Origin of the sequence: Salipiger marinus (assembly GCF_035481585.1) — a bacterium.
Classification (GTDB): Bacteria; Pseudomonadota; Alphaproteobacteria; order Rhodobacterales; family Rhodobacteraceae; genus Salipiger; species Salipiger marinus.
In genome coordinates this window covers 18,566-36,797 of sequence record NZ_JAYKSL010000006.1, presented here as the reverse complement: position 1 = coordinate 36,797, position 18,232 = coordinate 18,566, and the positions used below count along the sequence as shown (strand labels likewise).

The following is an 18,232-nucleotide window of genomic DNA, read 5'->3' as shown; positions in this document are numbered from 1 at the left end:
ATCACTGGAAGCTGGTGTGGACGGCGGTGACCGCCTGCTGGTCGATCCGCACCCCGGCGCGGTTCTGGATGTCGGTGGTGAAGGCGCGGTAAAGGTCATTGGCCACGGCGGAGGCGGCGCGGTCGCGCAGCAGCCCGGCCAGCGCCTCGGCCTCGGGGGTGGTGCGGTCCACCGGGGTCACCGCATCCAGCCGCAGGATCAGCGCGCTGCCATCGCCGGGCAGGGTGGCGGTGGTGCCGGGCTCCAGCGTGAAGGCTTCGGGCAGCAGCGCGTCGGGCAGGCCTTCGATGCGGGCATCGCGGGTCAGACCTTCTTCGGTGACGGGCTCCAGCCCCAGATCGGCAAAGCTTTCCCCGGCGGCGATGCGGTCCGCCAGCGTGCGGGCCTGTGCCAGCAGCGCCTCGGTGGCCTGTTCGGCGTCATAGCCCTGTCCGACCTGATCGCGCACCGCGTCAAACGGCTGCGGGGCGGGCGGGCGGATTTCGTCGAGCCGCAGCGCGAAGATGCCGCCATCGCCCAGATCGCGGATCTCGGGGTAATCCTCGGCGGTGATCGCGGCGGCGGCCTCGCGGAAGGCGTCATAGCCCGCGATGCCGCTGTCGCTGGCTTCGGTCCAGTCGATCTGGCCCAGATCCAGCTCGGTCTCCTCGGCCAGATCCTCCAGCGTGGCGCCACCCGCCAGATCGTCGTCAAGGCTCTGCGCCATGCCCGCGATCACGCGGCGGGCGCGGTCCAGCGCCAGTTCGTCGCGCAGCTGCGGCACGGCATCCTCATAGGGGGTTTCCTGCGCCTCCAGCACGCCGTTTACGCGGTAAAGCGCGGGCCCCAGATCGGAGGGCAGCGGCCCGACGACCTGACCGACCTCTGCGGCAAAGACCGCAGCGCCCGCCTCGTCCAGCGCGCCCTCGGGCAGATCGCCCAGATCGATGTCCGACAGCGCCAGTCCGCGCTCGTCGACCACGGTTTCGAAATCGGTCTCGCCTGCGGTGATGCGGTCCAGCGCCGCCTGTGCCTCGGCGTCATTGCCAAAGACCAGACGTTCGACCAGCCGCCGCTCCGGCAGGTTGTATTCGGCGATCCGCTCTTCATAGGCGGCGCGCAGCGTGTCCTCGTCCACCTCGACCGTGTCGAGGATCATGTCCGGCGTGATCCATGCATAGGTCACGGCCTTGGCTTCGGGCAGGGTGAAGAGGTCGATGTTTTCCTCATACCACGCCTGCAGATCCGCCTCTGACGGCACGGGCAGGCCGGTGTTCAGGCTGTCGCGGCCAAGCCGGGCCCAGGTGAAATTGCGGGTCTCGCCCGCCCAGGACAGCAGCGTGTCCACATAAGTGTCGGGCAGGGCGGTGCCGGACAGGATCGCGCCGGTCAGCAGCGAACGCGCGCTTTCGCGGCGCAGATCCTCTTCGAATTCCGCCTCGCTCAGCCCGGCATTGCGCAGCGCCATGGCGTAGCCGTCGCGGCTGAAGCTGCCATCGGGGCCCTGAAACGCGGAGATTGCCGCCAGTTCCTCGGCCACCTGCGCGTCGCCCACCGACAGGCCGATGCGGCGCGCTTCCTCGTCCAGCGCGGCACTGGTGACCACCTGCGCCAGCGCGCGGTCGGTCAGCCCCCATTGCTGCGCCTGCGCCATGGTGACCGGCTGGCCGGTCTGGGCCTGCAGCGCCTGCATTTCATTCTGCAGCGTCCGCGCATAGGCGTCGGAGGTGATCTCGGTCTGGCCGACATCGCCCAGTCCCCGCACGCCGCCCGAGAAACTGACCGTGCCGAAGGCGCCGAAGCCCATCACCACAAGGATCAGAAGGCCCCAGACAAGGGTCTTGGTGATGCTGCTTTTGCCGCGTGCCATGGAAGCCTCGTGTTGTCTTGGTTCTGGCGTGGTCTACTTGGCCGGACCCGGGGTCGCAAGAGCCCAGTCAAGCGCTGCGAGCCGGTCGAAGAGCGTGGCGATCTGCGCGCGGTCCACATTTGCGAAGGCCAGCCGGAACTGCCGGGCGCCGCGCGGGTCGTCCTCGGGCATGAACATGGTGCCGGGCAGGGCCAGCACCGAAGCCTCCGCCACCAGCCGGGGGGCAAGCTGCGCGGAGCTTTCCGCGAAGGGATGTTCCAGATAGGCGAAATAGGCGCCAAGGCCCAGCAGGCGCCAGCCCTGCGCCTCCAGCTGCGGCATGTGTTCGGCGATGGCGGCGCGGCGGTCAAGGATTTCGGCCCGTTCACCCGCCACCCAGTCGCCAAGGTTGCGCAGGCCCCAGAGGGCTGCGCGCTGGCCCAGCTGCGGCGCGCAGATGGTCACGGTATCAAGGAATTTCTCGATCTCGGGCAGCAGCGAGACGGGGCCGATCACTGCGCCCACCCGATGCCCGGTCAGCCGATACGCCTTGGAAAAGCTGTAAAGCTGCACCAGCGTGTCGCCCGCATCGGCCAGCAGGTCATGCGGCGCGCCGCTGCGGCTGTCGAAATCCTTGTAGGTTTCGTCAACGATCAGGTGAATCCCCGCCTCGCGCGCCAGATCCAGAAAGCCGCGCAGCACCTCGGCGGGATATTCCGCGCCGCCGGGATTGTTGGGCGAGACCAGCACGATGGCACGGGTGCGCGGGGTCAGCAGGGCGCGGGCGGTGTCGGGCTGCGGGATCAGGTGGTCATCGGCGGGCAGCGGCACGGCGCGCACGCCGTCCATGTCGAGCCACATCTTGTGATTGAAATACCACGGCGTCGGCAGCAGCACCTCGTCGTCTTCGCCGCAGATCGCCGAAATGGTCGCGGCAAAGGCCTGATTGCAGCCTGCGGTGATGGCCACCTGTTCGGCGGCGACCGGCGCGCCGTAATGGGCCGACCAATGCGCGGCAAGCTCCGCGCGCAGCTCGGGCAGGCCCAGCACCGGGCCGTAAAGATGGGTGGCGGGATCGGCCAGTGCCTCCGCCATCGCGGCGACAAGCGGCGCGGGCGGCGGCTCCACCGGGGCGGCTTGGCTTACGTTGATAAGCGGACGGTCGGCGGGAAACTCCACCCCGGCCAGCCAGCGCCGCGCCTCCATCACCGGGGGGGCAAAGGTGGTCTGGGTGCGGCTCATGCGGCTCATGTGGTGGTCTCCCTGTCGATGCCGGCGGACGCTAGCAGCGGGAGGGGGCGGGGAAAAGGGGGGTCACCCTTCGGCAGCGTCAAAGCGGGCGCGGGCGGCGCGGATCGCGCCATGATGCCGGTCGGCCCAGACCAGCAGCAGGCCGATCGGATCCAGCGCCGACCGGCCCAGATCGGTCAGGCTGTATTCCACCGCAGGAGGTTTGGTCGGAAACACCTGCCGCGCCACCATCCCGTCGCGTTCCAGCTGCCGCAGCGTCTGGGTCAGCATCCGCTTGGAGATGTCGCCGACCTGCCGGTGCAGCTGCGAAAACCGGCGCGGGCCGGGTTCCAGCGCCACAAGGATCAGCAGCGTCCATTTCTGGCCGACCCGGTCCAGCACGTCGCGCACCGGGCATTGCCCGGCATCGGCGGGCGCCCCCGTCCACTGCGCCATGCTGTTCAGCATCCCGCGCACCGCCACAAGGTTCCCTTGCTGTGCCTTGGTCATCAAAAGGTGCCTCCTTCACGGATCGCCGGGGGTGGTCTAGATCAGAGACCATAGACCGTCTGTGAACCGCAGACCATATGCAAGGATGCTGCCATGACCCCTTCGCTTGACTATCTCGTCACCGGCGCCAGCGGACAGCTGGGCGCGCTGGTGCTGGCCGGGCTTCGGGCCGCAGAGCCCGGCGCGCGGATCGGCGCGCTGGTGCGCCGCCCCGAGACCGCCGAGGCGCTGGCGGCGCAGGGCTTTGAGGTGCGGCTTGCCTCTTATGACGACAGCGCGGCGCTGGAGGCGGCGCTGCAGGGCGTGGGCAAGCTGCTGCTGGTCTCCTCCAGCGAGGTGGGCAAACGCGCGGCACAGCATGCCCGCGTGATCGAGGCCGCCAAGGCCGCAGGCGTGGGCTTTGTCGCCTATACCTCGATCCTGCGCGCCGACAGCTCGCCGCTGTCCATGCTGCCGCCGGAACATCTGGAGACGGAGCGCGCGCTTGCCGCCTCGGGGCTTGACCATGCCGTGCTGCGCAATGGCTGGTATACCGAGAACCACGTGATGAGCGCCGCCCCCGCGCTGGCCCATGATGCGCTGATCGGCGCGGCGGGCGAGGGGCGGATTTCCTCTGCCGCGCGGGCGGATTACGCCGCCGCCGCCGTGGCGGTGCTGACCGGGCCGCAGCCCGCGTCCGGCACCGTCTATGAACTGGCGGGGGATGACAGTTACAGCCTGTCCGACTTTGCCGCAGCGCTGTCTGATCTGGCGGGAAAGCCTGTGCCTTACGTCAGCATGACCGAAGCGGCCTATGCGGCGGCGCTGACCGGGGCGGGGCTGCCCGCGCCGCTGGCCGAGATGCTTGCGGACAGCGATGCGGGCGCGGCGCAGGGCGGGCTTTACAGCGACGACCACACGCTGTCGCGGCTGATCGGGCGGCCCACCACACCGTGGCGCGACACGCTGCGCGCGGCGCTGTAGACGCGGGCAAGGCCGGGGCGCTCAGGCGCCCCGGTAAGGTTCCACATATTGCAGGGCCATGTCCCACGGGAAGAAAATCCACGTGTCCTGGCTGACCTCGGTCACATAGGTGTCGACCATGGGCCGCCCCTTGGGCTTGGCATAGACCGTGGCCACATGCGCCTTGGGCAGATGGGCGCGCACCACTTCCAGCGTGCGCCCGGTATCCACCAGATCGTCGACGATCAGCACGCCCTCGCCATCACCCATCACCTCCATGTCGGGAAACTTGATGACGCGCGGTTCGGACTGGGTCTGGTGGTCATAGCTCTTGACCGAGATCGTATCGACCATGCGGATGTCCAGCTCGCGCGCGACGATCATCGCCGGGGCCATGCCGCCCCGGGTGATCGCGATCACGGCGCGCCAGTCGCCTTGCCCCTGCAGCCGCCACGCCAGCGCGCGGCTGTCGCGGTGCAGCTGGTCCCAGCTGACGTGGAAACCTTTTTCGTGGGGCAGACGGTCCATGCGCGTGTCTCCGGCTCAGGTTTTGGTGATGTCGGGGGCGTCGACGGCCTTCATGCCGACAACGTGGTAGCCAGCGTCGACGTGATGCGTCTCGCCGGTGACGCCCGACCCCAGATCGGACAGCAGATAAAGCGCGGAGCCGCCGACATCCTCGATGGTCACGTTGCGGCGCAGCGGCGAATTGTATTCGTTCCACTTCATGATGTAGCGGAAATCGCCGATGCCGGAGGCGGCCAGCGTCTTGATCGGACCCGCCGAGATGGCGTTGACGCGGATGCCGTCCTTGCCCAGATCCTCGGCCAGATAGCGCACGCTGGCTTCCAGGGCCGCCTTGGCCACGCCCATCACGTTGTAATGCGGCATGATCCGTTCGGCGCCGTAATAGGTCAGCGTCAGGGCCGAGCCGCCCCGCGTCATCATCTTTTCGGCGCGCTGCATCACGGCGGTGAAGCTGTAGACCGAAATGTCCATGGTCATGGTGAAGTTGCCGCGGCTGGTGTCGACATAGCGCCCGCGCAGCTCGTTCTTGTCGGAAAAGCCGATGGCATGCACGATGAAATCGAGACTGTCCCAGCGGTCGCGCAGGCCGTCGAACAGCCCGTCGATGGAGGCCTCGTCGCCCACGTCGCAGGGCAGCACGATGTCAGAGCCCAGTTCCGCCGCCAGCGGACCGACCCGCTTTTTCAGCGCCTCGCCCTGATAGGAGAACGCAAGCTCGGCCCCGGCCCCGCGCAGCGCCTTGGCGATGCCCCAGGCAATGGACTTGTCATTGGCAAGTCCCATGATCAGGCCGCGTTTGCCCGCCATCAGAGTGTTTGACATCCCGCATCTCCACCCGGCATTGAAATTCTCGAACCCTTTAGGCGATTGCCGGGGGGGCATCAAGAGCAGCCTCTTCCCAGAGGCAGAAGGAGCAGGATCATGACCGACCGGGACGGGATTTTTGCCGGGGACGACCCCTTTGCCATCGCGCGCCGCTGGCTGACCGAGGCAGAGGCGACAGAGCCCAACGACCCCAATGCCATCGCGCTGTCCACCGTGGATGCCGATGGCATGCCCAATGCGCGCATGGTGCTGCTGAAAGAGATCGAGGCCGCAGCTTTCGTCTTTTACACAAATTACACCAGCACCAAGGCGCGGGAGATCGAACAGGCGGGCAAGGCCGCCTTCGTGATGCACTGGAAGTCGCTGCGCCGCCAGATCCGCGTTCGCGGTACGGTTGTGCGCGAAGAGGGGCCGCAGGCGGATGCCTATTACGCCTCGCGGTCGATGAAGTCGCGGCTGGGGGCGTGGGCCTCGGCGCAGTCGCAGCCCCTGTCCTCCCGCGCGGCGCTGATGGCGGAGGTGGCGAAGGTCACCGCGACCAAAGGTCCGAACCCGCCGCGGCCGCCATTCTGGGGCGGATTTCGCGTGACGCCGACGGAGATTGAATTTTGGGCGGACGGCGCCTTCAGGTTGCACGATCGCTTTGTCTGGCGTAGGAATTCCGAGGCCGATCCGTGGGCTATCCACAGGTTAAATCCATGAATTTCACGTCGCGTGAACGGCTGGCAGGCAGAAAATACAGGTTGCAATGACTTGCATTCCCGCATCCGCTTGGCGAAAGAGGGACGGGGATACGCAGACTACCAGTGGAAACGCATTTGACACAGAACGAGAGCGAGACGCGCCGCGTACTTGGCCGCGTGAAGTGGTTCGATCCCGTCAAGGGTTTCGGCTTCGTCATCGCGGACGAGGGTGGTCCGGACATCCTGCTGCATGCGAATGTGCTGCGCAATTTCGGCCAAAGCTCGGTGGCCGATGGGGCGCGGATCGAAATTGGCGTGCAAAAGACCGAACGCGGGATTCAGGCCACCGAGGTTCTGAAGATCGAGCCGCCCGAAGCGCCCCCGGGGGCGCCTCTGGCCGATTTCGAAGGGATCGACCCCGAAGTGATGCGCGCCGCACCGCTGCAACCGGCGCGGGTGAAGTGGTTCGACAAGGCCAAGGGCTTTGGATTTGCCAATATCTTCGGCAAATCCGAGGACGTGTTCATTCACATTGAAGTGTTGCGCCGCTCGGGTCTGGCGGATCTGCAGCCCGGCGAAGCGCTGGCGATCCGCGTGATCGACGGGCGCCGCGGCCAGATGGCAACGGAGGTTTCGGCATGGGAAACGGCACTTTCCGTCTCTGTCTGAGCGCGCTTGCGTTCGCACTGATCGGGCAGGGGGCGCAGGCCGCGTGCCGGGACGATACCGTCTGGCTGCGTGGCGACTGGGGCTCTGCCAGCTTCCGCGTGGAGATCGCCGATGATGCCGCGTCCCGCGCGCAGGGGCTGATGCATGTCGAAGAGATGCCCGCCAGCGCGGGGATGCTGTTTGTCTATGAGCGCGAGGCGCCGGTGTCGTTCTGGATGAAGAACACGCTGATCCCGCTGGATATGGTGTTTGCCGACGCGCAGGGCCGCGTGGTGTCCGTGCATGACCGTGCGGTGCCGGGCGATCTGACCCCCATCCCCAGCGGGGCGCCGTCGCAGTTCGTGCTGGAAATCAACGGCGGGCTCGCGGACCAGCTGGGCATCGTGCCGGGCAGCGAGATGCGCCATCCGGCGATTGCCGAACCTGTTTGGCCCTGCGAGTGATTTCGTGTCTTTCCAATCCGCGTTCCCGGTTGTAAGCGGGTCCGCGTCGGGGCGTAGCGCAGCCTGGTAGCGCGACGGTTTTGGGTACCGTAGGTCGTAGGTTCGAATCCTATCGCCCCGACCAGTTTTCTTCCCTGCCGCAGCCTGCGGTCCTCCGGACAGAGGGGGTCATGCGGGCGACACAGCAGGCGGATTGCCAGTTCACAGCTTCGTGTATCAGAAAAAGTCGTGGCCCGTCAGGGGCTTGGGCTAATTCCGCATGGGCGCTGAAAAAGCTTCTGAAACTCCTGTCGCGTGCCATCCGTGCCTACGGGGCCACGTTGCTACAGGAGGACTCATGGCACATCTTGCGAACAGCTACACGTCTTACGCGGCCTTCCTTGAAGGGGCGGATGCGTTCTGGAAAGTCGACTTCGATGCGCTCAACAGTTCCGGCGTCTCCGGAACCGCAATCCTGGCCACGGCCACCGAGGAGGATGGCACCCAATATCTGAACGTCGCGATCACCGCTGAAGGGCTGACGCCCGGCATCGGCCATATCCAGCACATTCATGGCCGGTTTGACGAGGCGGGCAATCCGATCAATTCGGTGTCCCCGACGCTGGCCAATGACACCGACCGCGACGGCATGGTCGAGGTTCTGGAAGGCGTGGGGCAGTATGGCGACGTGCTGCTGACGCTGCAGGACGCTGACGGCGAATTCACCCCCAGCGATGCCATGGGGCAGCTGAGCTTCTTCCAGTCCTACGATCTGGGCGATGACAGCCAGTTCATGAGCCCGGTGACCGGCACGCAGTATGAAGCGTCCGACATCATGCCGCTGGCCCTGCGCGAGATCGTTCTGCACGGCGTCACCGTGCCGGATGGCATCGGCGAGGGCACGATGGGCGAGGTGAATGGCGGTGAAAACGGCTTCATCCCGATCCTTCCCGCCGCTGCGGGCGAGATCGAAACCATCGACATGGCCGAAGCCATGCGCCTTCTGGGCGTGCAGCGCGACATCGCCAGCGACATGTTCAACCTTGGCAACGGCAACGACACCTTTGGTGCCGGGCCGGGCGATGACACGGTCTTCGGCAATGGCGGCGACGACTTCCTGAATGGCGGCGCCGATGACGACGTGATCTCCGGCGGTGCCGGGAATGACCGGCTGATCGCCGGGTCGGGCCGCGATGCCGTTGATGGCGGCGACGGCAATGACCGGATTGATGCCGGGGTGGCCGATGACAACCAGATGGATGCCGCAAGCACGGCTGCTGCTGGCAACCTGCCGCTGTCGGAATATGACAACGGCCTGACCGGCGGGGCGGGCAATGACCTGATCCGCGGGCGCGACGGCGATGACATCATCACCGGCGACGATGACAGCCGTGTGCAGGCCGTGACTGGCCGCGCCTTTGATGCCATGGCTGATGGCTCTGACACCATCTTTGGTGGTGCGGGCAATGACGAGATCCACACCGGCAGCTGGGCCGATAGCGATCAGGGCTTTGCCAACGTGTCCACCGGCAGGATGGGCGACGTGGCCTATGGCGAAGACGGCAACGATATCCTGCGCGGTGCGGGGGGTGACGATTACCTGCATGGCGGCAATGGCAATGACAATATCGGCGGCGGTCTTGGCGCTGACACGCTGATCGGCGGCGAAGGGTCGGACACCTATCTGGTGGATGACGCGGCGGCGATGGTCATGGAAAGCCGCAAGTGGGAAGGCACCGATACCGTCATCTCCACCGTGGACTTTGCGATGGGCCGTCAGCACATCGAAAACCTGACCCTGTCGGGCACGGCGGATCTGACCGGTGTGGGCAACGGCCTTGCGAATGTCATCACCGGCAATGCGGGCAGCAACACGCTGGACGGCATGGGCAACCTTGACACCCTCGTGGGTGGCATGGGTGATGACATCTACCGTGTGCGCAACGGTGCCGAAACCATCGTCGAGATGGACGGCGAGGGCACCGACAGCGTCTTTGCCTTCAACAGCTACCTGCTGGCCGACAATGTCGAAAACCTTGCGCTGCAGACCACGGCCGATCTCAACGGTATCGGCAACGCCATGGACAACATGATCACCGGCAATTCCGGCGACAACGTTCTGGCGGGCCGGGGCGGCAATGACTGGCTGCGCGGTGGCGCCGGTGCCGACAGCTTCGTGTTCGACATGACCCCGAATGCCGAGTCCAACGTCGACATCGTCGCCGACTTCGGTGTGGGCGACGACATGATCGTTCTGCGCAGCAAGGTCTTCTCGGGCCTTGATGCCGAAATGGACGGCACGCTGATGGCGGACCAGTTCGCCATGGGCAGCATGGCCATGGATGCAGATGACCGCATCATCTACGACGCCGAGCTGGGCAATGTCTATTACGACGCCGATGGCGCGGGTGGCATGGACCAGATGCTGTTCGCCCGCATCTCCAACGGGGCGATGCTGGAAGCCGACGATTTCATGATCGTCTGATCCTGATCGCGACTCACGTCGCGCGGGACCGGGGGGCAGCGGGCGACCGCTGCCCCTTTTTTGCGTCGGAATGCGCAAACCCGCTGTGGCATTGCTGCAGCGCGGGTCGGCGCTTTTGGCGCGGGTCGTGCGCGGTCCGGGGGGCTTGTGGATAAGCCGGGCACCGGGGGCGGAATTGTGAGGATTTGCCGCCTGCTTGGCCCGGGACGGGGATGTGGATGAAACCGGGACTAACCGGGGATAGCCGCCGGATAACCCATATCCCTAGTGGTCGAGGGGGTTATGACCTACCAAATATATCGCAGACGCGGGTCAAAATCCCGTTGACCCTGTCTGCTGATCTGCGTCAGTTTGACCCTGCCGGATCAGCGCCCGCCTTGTCTGGCGGGGCTCGGCGGGGACAGGACGGACCAGCAGATCACCCGATGACCCGGGGCGCGCGCCGCGCCCTGCGGGACGGCTGGCAGGTCCGGGTGTAGTGCGATTTCTGAGGCGAGGCAGCGATGAAGATCGAGAGGAAATTCACCACGGCGGGCAAGGATGCCTATGCCGGGATCGAATTTGTCACCACGAGTTCGGAAATCCGCAACCCCGACGGCAGCACCGTGTTCCGGCTCGACGCGCTGGAGGTGCCCGCAGGCTGGAGTCAGGTCGCCTCTGACGTGCTGGCGCAGAAATACCTGCGCCGCACCGGGGTGCCGCAGGCGCTGCGCCCGGTGCCCGAAGCGGGTGTGCCGGACTTCCTGTGGCGGTCCGAACCTGCGCAGGCCGACACGCCCAAGGGCGGCGAAAGCTCTGCCCGGCAGGTCTTTGACCGGCTGGCGGGGGCATGGACCTACTGGGGCTGGAAGGGCGGCTATTTCAGCACCGAAGCCGATGCGCAGGCCTATTACGACGAGATGCGCGTGATGCTGGCCCGGCAGATGGCCGCGCCCAATTCGCCGCAATGGTTCAACACCGGGCTGCACTGGGCCTATGGCATCGACGGTCCGGGGCAGGGCCATTATTACGTCGATCACGTCTCCGGCGATCTGGTCAAATCCCGCTCTGCCTATGAACGTCCGCAGCCGCATGCCTGCTTCATTCAGGGCGTCTCCGACGATCTGGTGAACGACGGCGGCATCATGGATCTGTGGGTGCGCGAGGCGCGGCTCTTCAAATACGGATCCGGCACCGGCACCAATTTCTCGGGCCTGCGCGCCGAGGGCGAGCGGCTGTCGGGCGGCGGGCAGTCCTCCGGCCTGATGGGCTTTCTCAAGATCGGCGACCGTGCGGCGGGGGCGATCCGGTCGGGCGGCACGACGCGGCGCGCGGCCAAGATGGTCATCGTCGATGCCGACCACCCGGATATCGAAGCCTTCATCAAGTGGAAGGTCACCGAAGAGCAGAAGGTCGCGGCGCTGGTCGCCGGGTCCAAGATGCATGAAAAGATGCTCAACGGTCTTTTCGCGGCAATCCGGAGCTTTGACGGCAGCGCCGAGGGCGCCCATGATCCCGCCGCCAATCCCGCGCTGAAACAGGCCATGCGAGAGGCGAAGAAGCTCGCGATCCCCGAAACCTACGTGAAGCGCGTGCTGGATTACGCGCGGCAGGGGTATGACAGCATCGAATTCCCGGTCTATGACACCGACTGGGATTCAGAGGCTTATGCCAGCGTGTCGGGGCAGAATTCCAACAATTCCATCCGCGTGACCGATGCCTTCCTGCGCGCGGTGCGCGAGGATGCCGACTGGGCGCTGATCCGCCGCACCGATGGCGGCGTGGCCAAGACCGTCAAGGCGCGCGATCTTTGGGACCAGATCGGCCATGCGGCCTGGGCCTGCGCCGATCCGGGGATCCAGTTCCACGACACGGTGAACGCGTGGCACACCTGCCCGGCGGATGGCGAGATCCGGGGATCGAACCCCTGTTCGGAATACATGTTTCTGGACGACACCGCCTGCAACCTCGCCTCGATGAACCTGCTGGCCTTCCTGACCGAGGGCCGGTTCGATGCCGACAGCTTTGTGCATGCCACCCGGCTCTGGACGCTGACGCTGGAAATCTCGGTGCTGATGGCACAGTTCCCGTCGCGCGAGATCGCGCAGCGGTCGCATGACTTCCGCACGCTGGGGCTGGGCTATGCCAACCTTGGCGGTCTCCTGATGACGCTGGGCCATGGCTATGACAGCGCCGAGGGCCGCGCGCTCTGCGGCGCGCTGACCGCGATCCTGAGCGGCGTGGCCTATGCCACCTCGGCAGAGATGGCGGCGGAGCTGGGCGCCTTTGCGGGTCATGCCCGCAATGCCGACGCCATGCTGCGGGTGATCCGCAACCACGCCCGCGCGGCAGAGGGGCAGGCCGAGGGTTACGAGGGGCTGGCCGTGCCGCCGGTGCCGCTGGATCACGCCCATTGCCCCGATGCGCGGCTGGTGGCGCTGGCGCGCAGCAGCTGGGACGAAGCGCTGCGGCTGGGGCAGCGCCATGGATTCCGCAACGCGCAGGTGTCGGTCATCGCCCCCACCGGCACCATCGGGCTGGTGATGGACTGCGACACCACCGGGATCGAGCCGGATTTTGCGCTGGTGAAGTTCAAGAAGCTGGCGGGCGGCGGCTATTTCAAGATCATCAACCGCGCGGTGCCCGCAGCACTGGACCGGCTGGGCTATACCCCCGCCCAGATCGAAGACATCGCGGGCTATGCCGTGGGCTATGGCACGCTCGCCACCGCCCCGGGCGTCAACCACACCGCGCTGATCGGCCATGGTTTTGGCGCGGCGCAGATCGACCGGATCGAAACCGCCCTGCGCGGCGCCTTCGACATCCGCTTCGTCTTCAACCAGTGGACGCTGGGGGCAGAGTTCTGCCGCGAGGTGCTGGGCATCCCGGCGGAGGAGCTGGCCGATCCCACCTTCGACCTGCTGCGCCATCTGGGCTTTTCCAAATCCGACATCGAGGCCGCGAACATCCATGTCTGCGGGACCATGACGCTGGAAGGCGCGCCGCATCTGGATCCGGCGCATTACCCGGTTTTCGACTGCGCCAATCCCTGCGGCAAGCACGGGCGGCGCTTCCTGTCGATGGAGGCGCATATCCGGATGATGGCCGCCGCACAGGGCTTCATCTCGGGCGCCATTTCCAAGACCATCAACATGCCCGGCACCGCCACCATCGCGGACTGCCAGCGCGCCTATGACCTGAGCTGGTCGCTGGGGCTGAAGGCCAACGCGCTGTATCGTGACGGATCGAAACTGTCGCAGCCGCTGGCCTCGGTGCTGGTGGAGGAGGATGACGAGGCCGCCGAGGTCATGGAGACCGGCACGCCCGCGCAGAAGGCGCAGGTGCTGGCCGAGAAGATCGTGGAGAAGGTGGTGATCCGCGAGGTCATCCGCTCGCATCGCGAAAAGATGCCCGACCGCCGCAAGGGCTATACCCAGAAAGCGATCATCGGCGGGCACAAGGTCTATCTGCGCACCGGCGAATATGCCGATGGCAGCCTTGGCGAGATCTTCATCGACATGCACAAGGAAGGCGCGGGCTTCCGCGCCATGATGAACAACTTCGCCATCGCGGTGTCAGTGGGCCTGCAATATGGCGTGCCGCTGGAAGAGTTTGTCGATGCCTTCACCTTCACCAAGTTCGAACCGGCGGGCGTGGTGCAGGGCAATGACAGCATCAAGAACGCGACCTCGATCCTTGACTACATCTTCCGCGAACTGGCCGTGTCCTATCTGGACCGCACCGATCTGGCGCATGTGAAGCCCGAAGGGGCAAGCTTCGACGATCTGGGCCGGGGCGAGGAAGAGGGCGTGTCGAACCTGCGCGAACTGTCCGAAGGCGCGGCGTCGCGGTCGCTGCAGGTGCTGAAGCAGATCAGCTCCACCGGCTATCTGCGCAAGCGGCTGCCGCAGGAACTGGTGGTGCTGCGCGGCGGTGCCGATCCGATGGCAGCACTTGGCACGCTGGTGCCGGAAACCCGCGCGGCGGCGGGCAATGTCACCACGCTGACCGGCAGCAGCTCGGCCATGGCGCTGGATGCGCGGACCAAGGCGCGGATGCAGGGCTATGAGGGCGAGGCCTGCGGCGATTGCGGCAATTACACGCTGGTCCGCAATGGCACCTGCCTGAAATGCAACACCTGCGGCGCAACCTCCGGCTGCAGCTGATCCATGGCGGGGGGCGTCACCGCCCCCCATGCCTCTTAGTCGAGGCCGAGGATCTCGGTCACCAGCGCGTCGTGATCCGACAGCGGGCGGCCGCCTGCATCCAGCGAGGGGCGGATCACCGTCTCGCCCATGCGCAGGCCCCGGCTCAGGAACCAGTCCAGCTTCATGGCGCGGTCGGGCCAGCGGGTGATCAGGCTGGGCCGGGTGGTGGTCTGTTCCTCCGGTCCGCCATGGGCGGTGAAGCCCGCGCGGCGGGCATGATCGAACAGCCCTTCGGCGCGCCAGTCGCCATTGTTATGGTTGCCGGTGTTCAGATCGCCGCCGATCAGGCAGGGCAGGCCGGGAAATTCCGCGTCGATCTGCGCCAGCAGCCCCGCGACCTGTGTCGCGCGGTGATCGGGGCCGCAGGCGCTTTCCAGATGGGTGGAGACCATCAGCACCGGCCCGGCCTCGGTCTGGATCTGTGCGCCAATGGCGATGCGTTCGCCAAGGCGCGGCTGTTCGGCATCTTCGAACCACTGCCGCCGCCCCCAGAGCCGCAGCGCAAACGGCGCCTCAAGCGCCGTCTTCGCCATCAGCCCGTTGCCGTGATAGCCGCGCGTATTGTGATCGTCGGTGCAGAATTCCAGCTCCACCGGAGAGCCAAGACCCAGTTCCAGAAACTCCACCGCATAGGCATAGCCCATGCCCAGCGAGGCGGCCATCTCGCAGGTGGTGTTGCGCTGGCTGCTGCGGGCCATGCCGTGATCCATCTCCGACACCAGCACCACGTCGCAATCGGCGACATGCCGGGCGGCAGGTTCGGGGAACAGGCAGCGTTCAAGGTTCCATGCCGCCACCCGCACCGGCAGCGCCAGCGGGACAGCGCCCGCCACACCGCCAGTTTCGATCAACGACATCCCCGGCACCTGCGCCATATGCGCATCATGCGCGGCGATGGTGCGGGGCAGGTCGTGGAGCGCCAGATCGGCGGCTGTGGGCACGGGCAGATCGGGGGTGGTGGCGCGGAACATCAGAGCACGGCTTCCGGCTGCCGCTGGTGGGCGTCCTCCAGCCGCCGCCCGGTGGCGGTGTCGAACAGATGCAGCCGCGCGGGATCGATCGCCACATGCACCGCGCCCGACACGCGCTGGTCGCCGGTGTCGATCACCGCCAGCGGCTGGCCGCCGATGCTGCCATGCACGATGCGCTGCGCGCCCAGTTCTTCGACATGCTCCACCACCATGGGCACGCCTGCGGGGGCCAGCCGCAGATCCTCGGCGCGCAGGCCCAGCGTGACCGGCCCCGCGGCCCGGCCCACGGGACCCAGCCGGTGCCCGTCCAGCATCACCGCGCCGTCGGTCACGACCGCGTCGAGCAGGCTCATGGCGGGCGCCCCGATGAAGGAGGCGACAAAGGTCGAGGCGGGACGGCGGTAGATGTCCAGCGGGGCGCCGATCTGTTCGATGCGCCCGCCGTTCAGCACCACCAGCCGGTCGGCCAGCGTCATCGCCTCCAGCTGGTCATGGGTGACGTAAAGCGAGGTGGTGCCCAGCCGTTTCTGCAGCTTGCGGATTTCCATCCGCATCGACACGCGCAGCTTGGCATCCAGATTGGACAGCGGCTCGTCGAAGAGGAACGCGGCAGGCTGGCGCACGATGGCCCGGCCCATGGCGACGCGCTGGCGCTGGCCCCCCGACAGGGCGCGCGGCTTGCGGTCCAGATAGGGCCCAAGCTCCAGCATCCGCGCGGCTTCGGCCACCCGTTCCGCGATCACCGCCTTGGACTCGCCGCGGTTCTTCAGCCCGTAGGCCATGTTGTCGCGCACGGTCATATGCGGATAAAGCGCGTAATTCTGGAACACCATGGCGATGTCGCGCTCGGCGGGGTCAAGCTGGTTCACCAGCCGGTCGCCGATGTGGATCTCGCCTTCGGAGATGGTTTCCAGCCCCGCCACCATGCGCAGCAGCGTGGATTTGCCACAGCCCGAAGGCCCGACCAGCACGATGAATTCGCCATCGGCAATGTCGATGTTCACGCCCGCGACGGCGGCCTGCGCCCCGCCCGCATAGGTCTTGCCGACATTCTTGAGGGTTAGGTTCGCCATCACTTGTCGCTTTCCGTCAGGCCCTTGATGAACATGCGCTGGAAGATCACCACCACCGCAACGGGGGGGAGCATGGCCAGCACGGCAAGGGCGAAGGCTTCGTTGTAATCGGGGATCTGGCTGCCGATCCAGACCTGCAGGATCGACTTGATGCCCCGCATCAGCGTGTAGAAACTTTCATCGGTGGTCATCAACAGCGGCCACAGATACTGGTTCCAGCCATAGATGAACATGATGATGAAGATGGCCGCCATCATCGTGCGCGACAGCGGCACAAGGATGTCGATGAAGAATTTCAGCGGCCCCGCGCCATCGATGCGCGCCGCCTCCAGCAGCTCGTCGGGGACAGAGCGGAAGAACTGCCGGAAAAAGAACGTGCCCGTGGCCGAGGCCAGCAGCGGCACGACCAGCCCGGTATAGCTGTTGAGCAGGCCCAGCGTCGACATCACCTGATAGGAGGGCATGATGCGCACCTCCAGCGGCAGCAGCAGCGTGGTGAAGATCATCCAGAACAGCAGCGTGGCAAAGCGGAAGCGGAAATAGACCAGCGCATAGGCCGCCATCATCGACAGCACGATCTTGCCCACGGCAAAGGCGATGCCCATGATCAGCGAATTGGTCAGCATCCGCAGCCCGGTCACGTCGCCGGTAAAGCCGCCGCGATGGGTCAGCACCTTGGTATAGGTGGCCAGCGCGTCGCTGCCGGGGGTGAGATAGACGCCGTTGCTGTGGATCTCGACCGCGCTGTGGGTCGAGGACATCAGCGCCATCAGCACCGGCGCCATCAGGAACAGCGTGCCAAGGATCAGGATCAGGTGATCCAGAGGTTTTGTGCGTTGCATCATGTCACCCGTAATGAACGCGGCGTTCAAGAAAGCGGAACTGCAGCACGGTCAGCGCCGCCACCACCACCATCAGGATCACCGACTGCGCGGAAGACCCGCCGATGTCGTTGCCCTTGAAGCCGTCCAGATAGACCTTGTAGACCAGCGTGATCGGGTTGTTGGCGGGCTTGTCCTTCACCACCACGTCGATGATCGGGAAGGTGTCGAACATCGCATAGGTGATGTTGATGACCAGCAGGAAGAACGCGGTGGGGGCCAGAAGCGGCAGGGTCACGTCGCGGAACCGCCGCCAGCCGGAGCGCGCGTCGATCAGTGCCGCCTCGCGCACCGAAACCGGCACGGATTGCAGCCCCGACAGGAAGAAGATGAAGTTATAGGGGATCTGTTTCCAGACAGAGATGGTGATCAGCGCGATGGCCGTATCCCAGTAATTGATGCCCACCTGCAGGTCATAGCCGAAGAAGGCGGCCAGATCGGTCAGCGGGCCGATATGCAGGTCAAAGATCATCATGCCGATCAGCCCCGCCACCGGCGGCGCGATGGCATAGACCGAAATCAGCAGCGTCTTGTAGCTGGATGCCCCCCGGATCACCTTGTCGGCCTTGACCGCCAGCAGCAGCCCCAGCCCCAGCGACAGCGCGGTGACCACAAGGCAGAAAAAGGCGGTGAAGAGCGCGGTGCTGGCATATTGGCTGGACTGCAGCGCGTCGGCGTAATTGTCGGTGCCCACGAAAGTGGCGCCAAAGCCGAACGGATCCTCCAGATAGAACGAGGAGGTGACGGCCTGCACCGAGGGCCAGTAGAAGAACACCACCACCACCGCCAGCTGCGGCAGCAGGAACAGCCACGGCGTCAGCGGCGCGTCGAACTGCACGCGCTTGGCGGGGTTCGGGGTTTCGGCGCTGTGCCAGGCGCGCAGGCGGTCCAGCAGGGAACGGTGGCTTGCGGCGGTGCGAAGCGATGTGTCGGTCACGAGGCAACCCGATCTTTCCGGAGGGGCGGGCGGGCAGGGCAGGCCTGCCGCGCCTATGGCA

At 66.1% G+C, this 18,232-nt stretch carries 15 protein-coding genes and 1 tRNA gene; 7 read left to right on the top strand and 9 right to left on the bottom strand.

Annotated elements, in window-relative coordinates:
* Position 1: 1 nt before the first annotated feature.
* From VK682_RS09630 to VK682_RS09620, 3 genes are all read right to left on the bottom strand, one after another.
* On the bottom strand, positions 2–1,849 hold the full coding sequence (locus VK682_RS09630) for a peptidyl-prolyl cis-trans isomerase (RefSeq protein WP_230794379.1): 1,848 nt from the start codon (positions 1,847–1,849) through the stop codon (positions 2–4).
* 33 nt (positions 1,850–1,882) lie between these two features.
* Complete coding sequence (locus tag VK682_RS09625; protein ID WP_230794380.1) at positions 1,883–3,079, bottom strand: aminotransferase; 1,197 nt, start codon at positions 3,077–3,079, stop codon at positions 1,883–1,885.
* 63 nt (positions 3,080–3,142) lie between these two features.
* Positions 3,143–3,568, bottom strand: coding sequence for a winged helix-turn-helix transcriptional regulator (locus VK682_RS09620; RefSeq protein WP_230794381.1), 426 nt, complete (start codon positions 3,566–3,568; stop codon positions 3,143–3,145).
* Between the two features lie 93 nt (positions 3,569–3,661).
* Between VK682_RS09620 and VK682_RS09615 the strand changes: the two genes are divergently transcribed.
* Positions 3,662–4,531 (top strand): SDR family oxidoreductase, encoded by an 870-nt coding sequence (locus VK682_RS09615; protein WP_230794382.1) that lies wholly within the window; start codon positions 3,662–3,664, stop codon positions 4,529–4,531.
* Between the two features lie 21 nt (positions 4,532–4,552).
* Here VK682_RS09615 and gpt read toward each other — a convergent pair whose 3' ends face one another.
* Both gpt and fabI read right to left on the bottom strand, forming a co-directional pair.
* A complete protein-coding gene (gene gpt, locus VK682_RS09610) occupies positions 4,553–5,038 on the bottom strand; it encodes a xanthine phosphoribosyltransferase (RefSeq protein ID WP_089847369.1) in 486 nt (161 codons plus the stop codon).
* Positions 5,039–5,053: 15 nt separating this feature from the next.
* Complete coding sequence (fabI, locus tag VK682_RS09605) at positions 5,054–5,860, bottom strand: enoyl-ACP reductase FabI (RefSeq protein ID WP_230794383.1); 807 nt, start codon at positions 5,858–5,860, stop codon at positions 5,054–5,056.
* A 99-nt stretch (positions 5,861–5,959) separates the two neighbouring features.
* Here fabI and pdxH point away from each other — a divergent pair, with 99 nt between their 5' ends.
* The 6 genes from pdxH to VK682_RS09575 all read left to right on the top strand — a co-directional run bounded on the left by pdxH (position 5,960) and on the right by VK682_RS09575 (position 14,267).
* Entirely contained in the window at positions 5,960–6,565 is a 606-nt protein-coding gene (gene pdxH, locus VK682_RS09600) for a pyridoxamine 5'-phosphate oxidase (RefSeq protein WP_230794384.1), read from the top strand.
* A 116-nt stretch (positions 6,566–6,681) separates the two neighbouring features.
* The gene (locus VK682_RS09595) at positions 6,682–7,215 is read left to right on the top strand and encodes a cold-shock protein (RefSeq protein ID WP_230794385.1); all 534 of its coding nucleotides are present in this window, start codon (positions 6,682–6,684) and stop codon (positions 7,213–7,215) included.
* Positions 7,185–7,658 (top strand): DUF192 domain-containing protein, encoded by a 474-nt coding sequence (locus tag VK682_RS09590; RefSeq protein ID WP_230794386.1) that lies wholly within the window; start codon positions 7,185–7,187, stop codon positions 7,656–7,658. Before VK682_RS09595 ends, VK682_RS09590 begins: the two co-directional genes overlap by 31 nt.
* Positions 7,659–7,705: 47 nt before the next feature.
* Positions 7,706–7,782: transfer RNA gene (locus VK682_RS09585), tRNA-Pro, on the top strand.
* Positions 7,783–7,995: 213 nt separating this feature from the next.
* Positions 7,996–10,122 (top strand): calcium-binding protein, encoded by a 2,127-nt coding sequence (locus tag VK682_RS09580; protein WP_324781729.1) that lies wholly within the window; start codon positions 7,996–7,998, stop codon positions 10,120–10,122.
* Between the two features lie 503 nt (positions 10,123–10,625).
* Entirely contained in the window at positions 10,626–14,267 is a 3,642-nt protein-coding gene (locus tag VK682_RS09575; RefSeq protein WP_324781728.1) for a vitamin B12-dependent ribonucleotide reductase, read from the top strand.
* Between the two features lie 35 nt (positions 14,268–14,302).
* Here VK682_RS09575 and VK682_RS09570 read toward each other — a convergent pair whose 3' ends face one another.
* Genes VK682_RS09570 through VK682_RS09555 form a run of 4 tightly spaced genes read right to left on the bottom strand, consistent with a single transcriptional unit; the run spans position 14,303 to position 18,171 of the window.
* On the bottom strand, positions 14,303–15,280 hold the full coding sequence (locus tag VK682_RS09570; RefSeq protein WP_230794389.1) for an endonuclease/exonuclease/phosphatase family protein: 978 nt from the start codon (positions 15,278–15,280) through the stop codon (positions 14,303–14,305).
* Positions 15,280–16,353: a sn-glycerol-3-phosphate ABC transporter ATP-binding protein UgpC gene (gene ugpC / locus VK682_RS09565; RefSeq protein WP_230794390.1), complete on the bottom strand. Its 1,074-nt coding sequence runs from the start codon at positions 16,351–16,353 to the stop codon at positions 15,280–15,282. Before ugpC ends, VK682_RS09570 begins: the two co-directional genes overlap by 1 nt.
* Positions 16,353–17,195: a sn-glycerol-3-phosphate ABC transporter permease UgpE gene (ugpE, locus tag VK682_RS09560; protein WP_089847449.1), complete on the bottom strand. Its 843-nt coding sequence runs from the start codon at positions 17,193–17,195 to the stop codon at positions 16,353–16,355. The genes ugpC and ugpE overlap by 1 nt, the downstream gene beginning before the upstream one ends.
* Before the next feature lie 4 nt (positions 17,196–17,199).
* Positions 17,200–18,171 carry an ABC transporter permease subunit gene (locus tag VK682_RS09555; RefSeq protein ID WP_089847386.1) on the bottom strand — a complete coding sequence of 324 codons (972 nt, stop codon included), beginning with the start codon at positions 18,169–18,171 and terminating at the stop codon, positions 17,200–17,202.
* Between the last annotated feature and the right edge of the window lie 61 nt (positions 18,172–18,232).